Source organism: Nesterenkonia ebinurensis, assembly GCF_008711175.1.
Lineage (GTDB): Bacteria > Actinomycetota > Actinomycetes > Actinomycetales > Micrococcaceae > Nesterenkonia > Nesterenkonia ebinurensis.
The window spans coordinates 113,447-126,480 of the sequence record NZ_VWNF01000011.1 but is presented as its reverse complement, the minus strand read 5'-3'; the positions used below and the strand labels follow the sequence as shown (position 1 = coordinate 126,480).

Here is a 13,034-nt window from a genome sequence, read left to right as displayed (position 1 = left end):
CTGATGGCCGTGTTCAGCGAGAGGCTGGAAGCCGCACAGCACCTGAGGCAGCAGGACGCCGAATGGCTGCATGCCCTGGTCAGTGACTGGCAGCTGCTCTCCGACCTGGCCTTCTCCGACCTGGTGCTCTGGTTCCCGGACACCGACCAGGGGCTGCTAGACCCCCAGCAGGGCTCGTTCATTGCGCTGGCCCAGGCCAGGCCCTCCACCACCCAGACCCTCATTCATCGCGATGTGGTGGGTGAGAGAATCCGGGCCGATCTGCGCCGGATGGTGGAGCGGGCATGGATCAATAAGGTGGAGACCAACTCCTCCGACCAGGGGCAGCCCTCCCCGGCCCGGATGCGGGTCACCGCCATCCCGCTGATCCGAGCGGGCGCCACCGTGGCGGTGATCACCCTGCACTTCTCGGTTGCCGCGCTGCGTACCCCCTCCCGGATGGAGCTGACCTACCGGCGCTGTGCGGCTGACCTGCTGGCCATGGCGCAGGAGGGGATCTGGCCGGATACCGCCCAGGAATTCACCGGCTACTCCGGTGCCCCTCGGGTGGGTGACGGGCTGCTGAGGCTGGACACTGAGGGGAAGATCACCTTCGCCAGTCCCAATGCGGTCTCTGCCCTGCTGCGGCTGGGGGTCCAGGAGACCCTGGAAGGGCGGTCCCTGGCTGGGATCGGGGCTGAGCTGCAGCGGGCCACCGGGGTGGCGGTGGATGAGTCCCAGCCGCTGATGCTCACCGGCCGGCGGGCCATGCGGGCTGAGCTGGAGGCCCATGGAGCGGCAGTGACCCTGCGCTCGATACCGTTGCGCCGCGGGGGCGAGCGCTTCGCCGCTTTGGTGCTCTGCCGGGACGTCACCGAACTGCGCCGCCGCGAGAAGCAGCTGATGAGCAAAGACGCCACCATCAAGGAGATTCACCACCGGGTGAAGAACAACCTGCAGACTGTTTCGGCACTGCTGCGCATGCAGTCGCGGCGGATGGACTCCGAAGAGGGCCGCTCGGGACTGCGCCGGGCCATGCGCCGGGTGGAGACCATCGCGATGGTCCACGATTCGCTCTCCCAGGGGCTGGAGGAGAGTGTGGACGTGGATGAGCTTATGCGCCGTCAGCTGCGTCTGGCCGCTGAGATGGCTCAGTCCGAGCGCAGCGCACAGACCGAGCTGGTGGGCAGTTTTGGCCAGCTGCCGCCGGATATGGTGACTCCGCTGGCCTTGGTGATCACCGAGATCGTGGCCAATGCGGTCGAGCACGGGCTGCCCGGAGTGCCGACCGAGGAGAGCCTGCGGGTCTCGCTGAGGGCACACCGGCAGACTGACGCGGCCGGCCGCCAGCGGCTGGAGATGGAGCTGGACGACGACGGGGCGGGCCTCCCGGAACAGGACTGGGAGCCCGGGCTGGGCCTGCAGATTGTGAAGACCCTAGTCCGCGGAGAGCTCTCCGGGTCCATCCAATGGCTGTCCGGTGAGGGTGAGAATCCGGGCCGCCCTGGCACCCGAGTCATCCTCCGCGCCCCGATCCTGCCCTAATCCCGACGGCGGACACAGGTCCGGCTCGCCTCTACGCCGGCAAAGCCTTGCCTGGATTCACGCCTGAAGCTAAACGTCTAGGCGATAGCCCACGCCACGGATGGTCTTGATGGCCTCTGCGCCGATCTTGGCCCGCAGGTAGCGCACATAGACGTCCACCAGGTTAGAGCCGGGGTCAAAGCTGTAGCCCCAGACCATCTCCAACAGCTGCTCGCGGGAGAGGACCTGCCCGGGGTGGCGCATGAAGGTCTCAGCCAGGGTGAACTCCCTGGAGGAGAGCTCATGCTCGGTCTCACCGACCCGCACTTTGCGTGAATGCAGGTCCAGGGTGAGCCGCCCGGCGCTCAGGGTGGTGGGCTCATCGGCTGACCCGCCGCGCAGCCGCAGTCTGATCCTGGCCAGCAGCTCATCGATGCTGAACGGCTTGGCCATATAGTCATCGGCCCCGGATTCCAGGCCTTTGACCGTATCGGCGGGAGTGTCGCGGGCGGTGAGAATGATCACGGGGGCGGCGAATTTCCTGGCTCGCAGCCGGGAAAGCAACCGCAGCCCGTCCTCATCGGGCAGTCCCAGGTCCAGCACGGCCAAGTCCACAGAGGTGTTCAGCGCGAACTCGAAGCCCTCACTGGCAGTGGCGGCGCGGACTGCGGCGTACCCGGCTGAGCGCAGGCCTTTCTCCACAAATGAGGCGATGCGGTCCTCATCCTCGATGATCAGGATATTGGTCACGGACGGTTCTCCTCTGAGGTGTTCTCAAGGGTATGGGCATCGGCGCTCAGCGCCGGGACCGGGTGCTGCCCGTCATCAGCAGCGGCACCAGGCAGAATGAGGCTAAAGGTGGTTCCTGCACCTGTCTGGGAGACAACCTGCACGGATCCCGAATGGGCTGCGGCGATGGCTTTGACGATCGGCAGCCCCAGACCTGATCCCGGTTTGGAAGTGTCGCTGCGCTGGAAACGGTCGAAAATCCGCTCCTGGTCCTGCTCGGGTATTCCTTCGCCCTGGTCACGCAGAGAGAGTACGACGTCGTCCCGCTCCACCCGGGAGCCCAGGGAGACCACCGAGCCGGGCGGGGAGAACTTCACCGCATTGGCAGCCAGCTGCAGCAGTGCCTGGGTGATCCGCTCCCGGTCCAGCACCGCGGTGCCCTCGGCGCGTTCGGAGATCAGCCAGCGCCGCTCGCCCAGGGCGAGGATCTTGTCATAGACCTCATCGGTGAGTGTGCCGAGCTCCACCTCGGCCGGCTGCACGAAGTCGGGCCGGTCGGCCTGTGCCAGGGTGGTGAGATCGTCCACCACGCGGTTCATCCGCTTCAGCTCGTCCAGGGTCAGCTCCCGGGTGGACACCACATCGTCACGGTCTCCGACGTCGAGCACCTCCAGATGCCCACGCAGTATGGTCAGCGGGGTGCGCAGTTCATGGCTGACATCATTGATCAGCTGCTCCTGTGCGGTGAAGGCGCCCTCCAGGCGGTTGAGCATCTCGTTGACTGAGCGGGCCATCTCAGCCACATCATCGTGCCCGGCCACCGGGATCCGCTCGGTGAGATCCTCCCGGGTGATCCGCCGTGAGGCCTCGGCCAGCAGCCGGATGGGGTGCAGCAGCCGCCCGGCCACCAGCCAGCCCACCAGGGCCACTACGATCAGCGAGAAGACGGCGACCCCGGCGTAGGTCAGAAAGATGCCCGAGAACACGGCTTTCTCAGCTGAGAGGTCGTAAGCCATCACAAAGGCGGCCACCTCGTGAAAATTGCCCTGGGTGTCCTCTACCTCAGCTCCGGCATGCACCGGCACCACCACTGCGCGGTAGGTGGCCTGCTCTGTGGTGATGGTGGTGAACTGGACCCGGTCGGCGACGGCATAGTCCGCTAGGACTGTACGCAGCTCGCGGTCCTCCTCCAAGTCGATATCGGCCACCGGTGAAGTCCAGTAGACCTCTCCGTCCACCATGCCCACAGCCCCCTCGTTCCGGGTGGGGATGATCCGCATCATCGCAGTGCGGACCAGATCGGAAGGAGTGGCGAAGCTTTCACCGGTCTCGGGATCAACGCCATCAGAGCTGAGTTCCACGAACTCCCGGGCATCGGCCTCCAGCTCAGCATTGATCCGGTCCTCCACCTGAAGTTGCTGCAGATAGTAGACCGTATAGCCGCAGACCGTCAGTGCCAGGGCTGCCAGGCCGACCACCGCGGCCAGGATGCGCGAGCGCGCTGAGAGCGCGGAGAAGGCACGACGGCGCCCTCTGCGCCCCAGCTGCGCCGAAGCGCCTGTTGTACTCACGCGCCTCAGTTTCTCATTAGTTCAGGGCTGAGCGGCCCGAAAAGCCATGAGAGTTTTCTCATCCCCGGAACCGGCGGATTCATTGTCACAATGGAGATTGTGAATTGGGAGGTTGAGCGGCTGCTGCGCAGTGCGCAGATGGAGGTGCTGCTGCAGACTGCTCTGGGCTCGTCAGGGCTTTGCCTAGAGGACTGGTCGCTGGATCGGGTCTATTCCAGGCCGCATGCTGAGAGTTCCGCCCGGTTCCAGGTGCTGGCCTCTGGCCACCAGCTGACTCTGGTGGCCAGCACTCGGCAGCTCACGGATGAGCAGCGTGACCAGCTTGGAGCCGTGCGTTGTGAGTCAGCGGCGGGCAGTCTGCACATCTGGGCTCACCCCACCGATCCGGAGCTGCCCGGGCTGCGGGTGGTCGAAGATCATGCCCAGCTGGCCCAACGTCTGGCACCGTTGCTTCAGCACCGGGTTCGTATCGAGCAGACGGAGCTGGTGGTGCTGCGCCCGCTGCGCCGGGCTGTCTATCGGGTGGTGGCGGTATCGGAGTTGGGCTACCGCAGGCTCTTTCTCAAAGTGGTGCGTCCGCAGAAGATGCCGGAGCTGTTGGCCCGTCACCTGGCATGCTCGCTGATTCCCTCCACCGCAGATCTGGGCGACGGGATTCTGGCTGTGGATCAGGCCCCAGGGGTGACGTTGACCGATCTGCTCTATCTGCCCAGTTCTCCGCTGCCCGGGATTCGAATCGATCCGCAGGTGATTCTGCGTGCCTTGGACAGCCTCTCAGCGCAGGCTCTGCAGTTGCCGGCCCGTACTGCCCCGCCGCAACGGTTCGCCAGCTTTGGTCAGGCGTTGATCGTCGGTGGGGCCCATCCTGACCGCGTGCACTCCTTAATGCACCGGATCCAGGCTCAGCTGCGCCCCCACACCGGGCCGCTGGAGCCCACCCACGGTGACTTCCATCCAGCCAATCTCTTCCTCACTGATGATGCCGCGTCTCCGGCGGCACTGATCGACGGTGACACGGTGGGCCCCGGCCACCGGATCGATGACGTGACGATGATGTTCGCCCATCTGCTGGCCCTGCCCAGCTACGACGCAGCCGGGTACAGCACAGTGCCCCAGCTGGTCCATGATCTCTGGTGCGCGGTCACCATGGGGGCTTATGACCCTGCAGACCTGGTGGCGCGGACCGCAGCATCGATGATGGCTCTGGCACCGGGGGCACGAGGCCCGGAACAGCTGGACTATTACCTGGGGGCGGCCGAGCACATCCTGGGCTGCGGAATCATTTCCGTCCCTCATCACATCCATTCTCCAAACATGTGATGAATCGCACATCAATTTGTCAAAATTAATCCTTTGAGAGGTCTTGTTTGCCTGGCCGTAACATGTCAGCCTAGATTACTGAACATCCCAGACGCACCACCTGATTGCCCCTGAGATCAGGCCAAGGAGTAGTGATCGCCATGGATTGGCGCAGCCGAGCAGCTTGTTTGGACAAGGATCCCGAGCTCTTCTTCCCCGTCGGCAACACCGGCCCCGCTCTGCTTCAGATTGAAGAGGCCAAGAGCGTCTGTCGGCGCTGCCCGGTGATGGACACCTGCCTGCAGTGGGCCCTGGACACCGGCCAGGACTCGGGGGTGTGGGGCGGCATGAGCGAGGACGAACGACGTGCCCTGAAGCGTCGCGCAGCAAGAGCGCGGCGAGCAGGCTGACTCTTAGTCAAGTACGAAGAAGAGGTCCGGTTCCTGATGGAACCGGACCTCTTCTTCGTTGGTGAGGCGCGACGCGTAGCGGAAGCGCCGACTTCGGATGCGAAGGCCGGCAGGGCTTTGCCGGCCAAGAGGGGCGGCGGCCTGCACGGTGTCCCGGAGCCGGCGCTGCTCAGCTGGAAGGCGAGCTGGGAGAGCTCCAGCTGGAGACTGAGGCCGGGGACCAGGAGCTCGGGGAGCTCCAGGACTGCGGAGGTGCTGGGTTGACCTGCTGCGGCGGAGCCTGGCTGGTTTGCTGCTGGGCCGGTGGTGCTTGAGTGCTCTGTTGGCTGGGAGAGGCGCTGGGACTGCTCTCTGGGGAGGGGGACGGCGTCGTGCTGGGGCTTGGTGAGGTGCTCGGCGAGGCCGTGGCTGTGGGTGATGAGCTGGGGGAGTCGGTGGGCACCGGTTCGGTGGTGACCTCCACGGCGGGGCCGAAGTCCTGATCGGTGCTCTGCCCCAAGGTGGATGCCAGGGCGGTGCCGCCGCCGAGGGCAACGATGCTCAGCGCTCCGGTGATGACCCAGGTGGTCTGTCGGCTCATAGTTCTTTCAGTACTCCTTGGACTTCTCTGCTGTGATCTTACGCCCCTACTCTGGCCGGCGAATGTGAGAGGACCAGGAAACCGGCATGAGAGCTCTCTCATTTTTGGGCCGGGTTTATCCTGTTCCCGGTATAGCACGCCAGGATGGTTGAATAGGCCTCATGTCTGAGACTGCTTCCTCTGCCCGGCCGCCCCGGCCTGCCGCGGTGTGGGTTATCTATGTGGTGCTGTTCCTGCAGGGGTCAGCAGTGATCTTCGGCACACTGGCCTCAGTCTTCGGCCAGGACGCTCAGGTGCTTGATGCTGCCGGCACGATCGCGCTGACTGTGCTGTTCATCCTCTCCGGAGTGATTCTGGTGCTGCTGGGCTTCCAGATTTTTCATGGCACCCCTGCGGCACGAACCCCTGCCATGGTGCTGCAGCTGCTGCTGGTGGTGCTCTCCTTCAGCTTCTTCGCCGGCGGGGCAGTGGTTACCGGGCTGATCTTCCTGCTGCCGGCCGCTGTCGCACTGATCCTGCTGTTCGTCAAACCCACCCAGCAATGGTTAGACGGGGACCAGCTCAAATGAGCTGAGACAGCTGCTGGGCTGTGGAGGTGCGCTGAGGGTGAGGGCGGATCGCATAGACCATGCTCAGCCGCAGCAGAGCGGCACGCTCATAGACGGCCACCGACTCCCGGGCCACTTCGGTCTCCTCAGCGGTTTGGTCGATGCAGAACTGCACCGTCTCGGCCTCGCCGGCTGACCATAGTCCCTGCAGCCGGCGCAGCACAGCATGAGCCCGCAGATTGCCCAGATCCAACGCAGGGTCGGCAGCGCAGGCGGTATCCACATCCAGCAGTCCTGGACCGGCCTGCGAGGACCAGAGCAGCTGCTTATCGTGCAGATCCCGGTGCGCCGGGACCAGACGATTCGCACTGATGCGCTGCAGCTGTGTGCTGACCCTGCCCAGCTGCTGCTCGGTGCGCTCAGGGCGGGCAAGCTGTTCAGCGGTGCGCTGGAACCACTGGTGCAGCACCCTGATCTCCGCCTCGGTACCGTGGACCAGGGGCGCGGAAGCCCCCTGGGGGATCCCGGCACTGATGACCCGGGCCAGAGCCTCGGCCACTTGGGTCCAGGATTGGGCCCACTGAGCGGGGCTCAGCCCTTCCGGGGTGTGCAGACTGATTCCCTCCAGCTGGGCGAAGGTCACAGTGGAGTCAGAGCTCTCCAGCATCACCGGGGTGCGGAAGGGGCCGTTGAAAGGTTCGGCGCGGCGTATCCCGTCAAGGATCTTGGCCGCCTTGCCGGGTCTGACCACCTTGATGAACCGGGGGCCGTCTGGGGCGTCCAACCGCACCATGGCACGTTTGCCTGGCCGGTGGGAGACCAGGGTTCCACCGGAGTTCAGCAGCTCCTGAAGATGCGGAAGTGCGGGGTCTGCGATCAGGGTCTTCATCGGTTCAGTGCCTCCTCGGCCAGGTTCAGTGCGCGTATGGTGTGCTGTGGCCAGTCCGGTTCCCGGTGACGGAAGAAATCCGTGGCTCGGGCCAGGTGCGCATAGGCCTCCCATGCATCGAGGTCAGTGGGATCAAGCCGGGCGTCGGTGGCGTAGCCGGCCAGGAACGCGTCAATCAGCTCAGAGGTCCCGGCATGCCGACAGGTGGCCACCCAGGAGCCGATATCGCGCATCGGGTGTCCGCAGCCGGTCCGGTCCAGATCAATGATCCGCACCTTGTGACTGCCCTCTGCGGCCAGGATGATCTGGTCGGGGGAGAGGTCGCCGTGGATCTCTGCGGTGGTGGAGCCCAGAGTCGGCTTCAGCTGGGCGGTGCAGCGCAGCGCCAGCTGCTCGGCACGGTCTTCCAGCCAGGGGGCGATCCGGCTGAGGGCCGCAGCAGCCTCTGCCGGATCGGCATACCGGCGGTCACCGCAGGACTGGTCCCGCGGGGCGTTGTGCAGCCGGGCTACAGCCTCTCCAGCGGTCTGGGCAGCCGGTTCGTAGGGCTGCTGGGCAAGGTCACCCGCCCCCCAGAGCGGGGCGATAGTCGCAGACTGTCGGTGGCCCAGCGGAGCCACATTGGTCACCGGCAGCCCCAGGCTGCGCCAGCGCGCGGCAGTGGCCAGCACCCTATCGGCGCCTCCGGCAGCCACCCGCACCACTTTGGGGCTGTGTCCGGCATCCACCACCGCCACCAGGCGCCGGCGCGGGTTGTAGCGCAGGATCTCCCAGCGCACTTGGCGGTCCTCGATCTCGTTGAGCGTGCTGCGTGCATCGTGGAGCTGCTTGGCAAGGGCGGGGTCCGACCACAGCGAGCCGCTGTAGAGGTACCCGGCGGCGTCGTCGTCCTGGTGGATCTGCAGCTGCTGGCCGAAGCTCTCGGCGCGCTGCTGCGCCTTGCAGAACTTGTCCCGGTCATTGGTGAGCATGGTCCAGCCGTGCTCACCGTCCTGGCTGGCATGTGCCACCACCACAGAATGGCCGGGCTTGATCCGAGCATGGGTGATGTTCACCGGGCGCTGCAGCAGCTCCGAGAGCAGGCCCGGGTCAATCACCTCAACGGCACGGTTCAGTTTTACCGCGGAGGCTGCCACGGCATCCGCCTGGGCTGGAGTAGGCAGAGGCGTCACAGTGCTGCCTCCATCGTGCGACGCTGACTGTGAGCCCACTGGGCCAGCCTGGAGTCCGGATCGCCCAGCAGCTGCTGCGGGGCGCCGTCCTCCAGAATCCGGCCCTGCTCCAGCCACAGCACCCGATCCAGACCTTGGATCATGGACAGATCGTGGGTGATGGCGATGGTGGTGCGTCCGGCGGTCAGCTCCCGGATGGAGGCCTCCACCGTGGCCCGGGAGGCCGGGTCAAGGCCTGAGGTGGGCTCGTCCAGCAGCACGATCGGAGCATCCCTGACCAGGGCGCGGGCGATGGCGATCCGCTGCCGCTGCCCGCCGGAAAGGGTGTCACCACGGTTGCCCAGCACCGTCTCATAGCCCTCAGGAAGCTTCATGATGAACTCATGGGCCCCGGCGCGCCGGGCAGCGTTGACCACTTCCTCATCGGTGGCCTCCTGGCGACCGTAGCGGATGTTCTCGGCAATCGTGGTGGAGAACAGCACCGACTCCTGCAGCAGCACCGCAATATTGCCGCGCAGCTCGGCCTTGGCCACACTGCGGGTGGAGTAGCCGTCTACCAGCACCGCTCCGGAGTCAGGATCGGCCAGTCGCAGCAGATACCCGGTCAGCGTGGACTTCCCGGCACCGGAGGGTCCCAGCAGTCCCACCCGCTGACCGGCCGGGATCTGCAGGCTGAGCTCTTCGAAGAGCGGTACGCCGCGGCCATCGGCGGCACTGACCTGCCAGAAGCACAGTTCACCGGTGACCTGCCGCATTGGCATCGAGTCCTTGGGATCGGTGACCTCCACCGGCTCATCGAGCAGATCCGCGATGCGCTCACCGGAGGCGGTGGCCCTGGCGATCCGGCCGGTGTACTTGGCCATATCGCGCAGCGGCTTCATCGCGATCTTCAGGTACATCAGAAACAGCACCATATCCCCGGGAGTCATCACCCCGGCCAGCACCTGCCAGCCGCCGAAGCCCAGCACCACTGCGGTGGCGATGCCCACAAAGAGATCGGTGGAGCGCTCCAGCCGGGCGGCGAGCTTGCGGGCCTTGATGCCGGCCTTCAGCGCCTTCTTGTTTCCAGCGGCGAAGCCGGCCGCCACAGTGTCCTCCAGTCCGTAGGCCTGCACCACACGGATGGCAGCCAGGGCTTCGGCGGCATCACCCACCAGCTGTCCCTCGCCCTTGCGGGTGGCCCGGGAAGCAGTAGTGATTTTGGGGCTCAGTGCCCGAGAGGCCAACAGATAGCCGCCGGCGGTGGCGGTGACCACCAGGGCCAGCACCGGGTTGAGCACAATGACCACCACGAACAGGGCGATCAGGGTCAGCAGGTTGCCGATCATCGGCAGCCCGGCGGTGACGGCAACCTCCTGCAGCCGGCCCATATCGCCCACCAGGCGCTGGGAGGTATCCCCGATGCTGGCCTTCGAGTGGTAGCGCAGCGAGAGCGACTGGATGTGCTCGAAAACCTTGGTGCGCAGTCTGGCAGCCACCTTCACGCCAGTCTTGGCGAAGGCGATGGTGGAGCCGTAGTTGCAGACGGCGCGGCCAGCCACAATCCCGGCCAGCGCCACCGACCAGAAGACGATCACTCCAGTCACATTCTCCGCACCGTCAGCGGTGCTCTCCAGCTCCGCACCTAGGGCGTCGGAGACGGCGTCCACGGCGAACTTCACCGGCCAGGGCTCCAGGATGCGGAAGAGCACATCGCCGATCAGAGCCAGCATCCCTAGGCCCACCAGCAGCTTATGCTGCTTGACGAACGGGGTGACCATCCGCAGTGTACGGAACAGAGCCTGACGGTTCAGCGAGGAGGATTTCTTGCCCATCAGCAGATCACCTCCGAGACAGGTACCGGGGAGGGCAGGGCAGTCCCGGCAGCCTCCAGCAGCTCTGCGGCGCGGGTCTGCCAGCTGTGCCGCTGCTGGGCCTCAGCGCGGGCAGCAGCGCCCATCTGCTGCCTCAGCTGCGGGTCTGCAGCCAGCCGGCCCAGGGCCTCAGCCAGCGCGTCCGGGTCTGATCCGGGCACCAGCAGCCCGGTTCTGCCGTGCTCGATGATCTCGGGAATCTCTCCGGTGGCCGAGGCGACCACCGGCAGGCCGGCGGCCAGATACTCATAGACCTTCAACGGGGAGAAGTAGTGCTCACCCTGCTGCTGCGGGACCGGGTAGGGGGCGACGCCGGCATCCCAGGCTGACAGCGCGGCGGGAACCTGTTCGGGCGCCACCGCACCGTGGAAGACCACCCGTTCGGCGATGCCCAGCTGAACAGCGAGGCTCTCCAGCTCGGTGCGCTGCGGGCCGTCACCGAGGATCTCCACCCGGATGCCAGCCAGCCCGGAGCCGGCGGCCACTGCCTGCAGCAGGAACTCGGTGCCGTGCCATGGTTTGAGCGTGCCCAGGAAGCCCACGGTGAAGGGCCGGCTCGACGACGGCGTCGTCGTCCGTTGTCGCCCGAATCGCTCGACGTTCACCCCGTTGGGTGTGACGATGATGCGAGGGTCAGTGCCGGCGCTGACGCATCGTGCCCAGTCTGCGACCGGAGTGGAGACACAGCTCAACACATCTGCTGCGCCAAAGGTGCGCAGGGTGGATTCCATGGCGGTCTGTGTATCGTGCAGCTGCCGGTGGGCGGACTGTTCGGCCAGCAGCGGGGCGTTGACCTCCACTACCAGAGGCATGCGCTGACGGTCTTTGAGCGCGGTGCCGGCCGTGGAGAACAGCGAATAGCGTTCATAGGCCAGATCATAGGATTCCTCAGCGGCCAGTTCGGCCATTCGCGCCGAGGCCCGGGCGGTGGCCTGCTCACGGGCGGCAGCGCCTTTGGCTCCAGCCACCGGGACCACGAACACCGGCAGATCCTTCAGGTCCGCCGGAACGTATTCACTTGACGGATCACCGTGCTTATTGCCGCGTTTGGTGGCGAAGACGGTCACCTCATGTCCCAGGGCACGCAAGGCCCGGATCATCTCCTGGGCATGGACGCTGGCGCCCTTGGTGCCGAAGATCCCGATCCCCGGATCGGCCAGGAAGTATGCGATATTCACGCTGTCACCTCAGCTCTACGCTCTTGAGGGGTGAAGGCCGGCACCGCGGCAGCCGGCCGAGAGACGAGCGGGGTCTCCCCGCCGGCGGGAGTGCACAGCTCGGCAAGCTGAATAGCCTGCCGGCTGCTGTCGAACTGCTCCTCCACCAGGGTGCGGGCGGCATCGGTCATCGGGGTGTGATCGCCTGGCTGCACGGCTTCGGCCAGGGCCTCGGTGAATGCGGTGAGATCCCCGCTGGGCACCAGCCAGCCGGTCTCTGCGCTGCGGGTGACTTCACCCACTGCGGTGACATCAGCGGCCACACACCGGATACCGCGTGCCATGGCCTCCAGCAGCACCGTGGGCAGTCCGTCGGCATTGCCGTCGGGGCCCACCACGAACGGTGCGGCGAAGACATCATGGCTGCCCAGCAGCTCATTGATCTCCGCCTGGGTGCGTGGTCCCAGCAGGTGCACCTGGTCCTGCAGGTCAAGGGCGGCGATCTGAGCCTCCAGCTCTGCGGCCAGCGGCCCATCACCGGCAATATCTGCCTGGACCCGGATGCCGCGGGAGCGCAGCTGTGCCACTGCCTGCACCAGCAGGCCGAACCCTTTCTTCTCCACTAGGCGACCCACCCCCAGAATGCGCGGGACCTGACGGGTGCTGCTGCGCGGTTGGTAGGGGAACCGCTCCAGGTCCAGCCCATTGCGCACCAGGTGAAGATTCTGGGTGGCGGCGGGGAATCGGCGCCGCAGGTCCTCCAGGTTGTACTGGCTGATGGTGATGGCGTGATGAGCCTCCGCCAGTTTCCGTTCGAGCTGTCCCTGGTCCACGTCCTCGTGGAAGATGTCCTTGGCATGGGCGGTGAAGGAGTAGGGCAACCCGCTGATCGCCCCGGCCAAGCGGGCCACAGTGGTGGCCACTGAGGCGAAGTGGGCGTGCAGATGGGTGACACCGTGCTCCCGGGCGGCTTTTGCCAGCATCACCGACTGGAAGGCGTCGTCCACCTCGGAGGTCAGCAGCTCTGGGAGGATGCGCTGGATACCGGCACCCAGGTCCGGAAGCTCGGCCACCTCTGCGATTCGCTGCCACAGCTTGTCCGCATTGGAGGTGCGCGGAATCTGGGTCACCGGGGCTTTGACCTTGGCCAGCTCTGCATGGAACCGGGAATCAGTGGGGGTGCGCAGGCTGAAGATCACAATCCGTTCCCCGGCGGCCTCGCGGGCCAGGATCTCGGAGACGATGAAGGTCTCGGAGAATCGGGGGTACATTTTGAGCACGTAGCCGATTACGGGTGCAGAGGACATGGGTATCAACTCTCTT

At 65.8% G+C, this 13,034-nt stretch carries 12 protein-coding genes; 4 read left to right on the top strand and 8 right to left on the bottom strand.

What is annotated here, in order from left to right; all coding sequences use genetic code 11:
* Positions 1 to 3 precede the first annotated feature (3 nt).
* Positions 4 to 1,524, top strand: coding sequence for a sensor histidine kinase (locus F0311_RS04410; RefSeq protein ID WP_150460742.1), 1,521 nt, complete (start codon positions 4 to 6; stop codon positions 1,522 to 1,524).
* A 69-nt stretch (positions 1,525 to 1,593) separates the two neighbouring features.
* On the opposite strand, the gene F0311_RS04405 is transcribed toward F0311_RS04410, so the two are convergent.
* On the bottom strand, positions 1,594 to 2,253 hold the full coding sequence (locus F0311_RS04405; RefSeq protein ID WP_150460741.1) for a response regulator transcription factor: 660 nt from the start codon (positions 2,251 to 2,253) through the stop codon (positions 1,594 to 1,596).
* Positions 2,250 to 3,803: a sensor histidine kinase gene (locus F0311_RS04400; protein WP_223881132.1), complete on the bottom strand. Its 1,554-nt coding sequence runs from the start codon at positions 3,801 to 3,803 to the stop codon at positions 2,250 to 2,252. Before F0311_RS04400 ends, F0311_RS04405 begins: the two co-directional genes overlap by 4 nt.
* 99 nt (positions 3,804 to 3,902) lie before the next feature.
* Between F0311_RS04400 and F0311_RS04395 the strand changes: the two genes are divergently transcribed.
* Positions 3,903 to 5,123: a phosphotransferase gene (locus F0311_RS04395; RefSeq protein ID WP_191089729.1), complete on the top strand. Its 1,221-nt coding sequence runs from the start codon at positions 3,903 to 3,905 to the stop codon at positions 5,121 to 5,123.
* Positions 5,124 to 5,263: 140 nt separating this feature from the next.
* The gene (locus F0311_RS04390) at positions 5,264 to 5,512 is read left to right on the top strand and encodes a WhiB family transcriptional regulator (protein ID WP_150460739.1); all 249 of its coding nucleotides are present in this window, start codon (positions 5,264 to 5,266) and stop codon (positions 5,510 to 5,512) included.
* 169 nt (positions 5,513 to 5,681) lie between these two features.
* On the opposite strand, the gene F0311_RS04385 is transcribed toward F0311_RS04390, so the two are convergent.
* A complete protein-coding gene (locus tag F0311_RS04385) occupies positions 5,682 to 6,092 on the bottom strand; it encodes a hypothetical protein (protein WP_150460738.1) in 411 nt (136 codons plus the stop codon).
* 161 nt (positions 6,093 to 6,253) lie between these two features.
* Between F0311_RS04385 and F0311_RS04380 the strand changes: the two genes are divergently transcribed.
* On the top strand, positions 6,254 to 6,661 hold the full coding sequence (locus tag F0311_RS04380; RefSeq protein ID WP_150460737.1) for a hypothetical protein: 408 nt from the start codon (positions 6,254 to 6,256) through the stop codon (positions 6,659 to 6,661).
* Here F0311_RS04380 and F0311_RS04375 read toward each other — a convergent pair.
* Genes F0311_RS04375 through F0311_RS04355 form a run of 5 tightly spaced genes read right to left on the bottom strand, consistent with a single transcriptional unit; the run spans position 6,654 to position 13,018 of the window.
* The gene (locus F0311_RS04375; protein WP_191089728.1) at positions 6,654 to 7,529 is read right to left on the bottom strand and encodes a phosphotransferase; all 876 of its coding nucleotides are present in this window, start codon (positions 7,527 to 7,529) and stop codon (positions 6,654 to 6,656) included. The two genes, F0311_RS04380 and F0311_RS04375, sit on opposite strands and share 8 nt — an antisense overlap.
* On the bottom strand, positions 7,526 to 8,701 hold the full coding sequence (locus tag F0311_RS04370; RefSeq protein WP_150460735.1) for a phosphotransferase: 1,176 nt from the start codon (positions 8,699 to 8,701) through the stop codon (positions 7,526 to 7,528). The genes F0311_RS04375 and F0311_RS04370 overlap by 4 nt, the downstream gene beginning before the upstream one ends.
* A complete protein-coding gene (locus F0311_RS04365) occupies positions 8,698 to 10,515 on the bottom strand; it encodes an ABC transporter ATP-binding protein (RefSeq protein ID WP_150460734.1) in 1,818 nt (605 codons plus the stop codon). Before F0311_RS04365 ends, F0311_RS04370 begins: the two co-directional genes overlap by 4 nt.
* Entirely contained in the window at positions 10,515 to 11,732 is a 1,218-nt protein-coding gene (locus F0311_RS04360) for a glycosyltransferase family 4 protein (protein WP_150460733.1), read from the bottom strand. Before F0311_RS04360 ends, F0311_RS04365 begins: the two co-directional genes overlap by 1 nt.
* The gene (locus F0311_RS04355) at positions 11,729 to 13,018 is read right to left on the bottom strand and encodes a glycosyltransferase (protein ID WP_150460732.1); all 1,290 of its coding nucleotides are present in this window, start codon (positions 13,016 to 13,018) and stop codon (positions 11,729 to 11,731) included. The genes F0311_RS04360 and F0311_RS04355 overlap by 4 nt, the downstream gene beginning before the upstream one ends.
* Between the last annotated feature and the right edge of the window lie 16 nt (positions 13,019 to 13,034).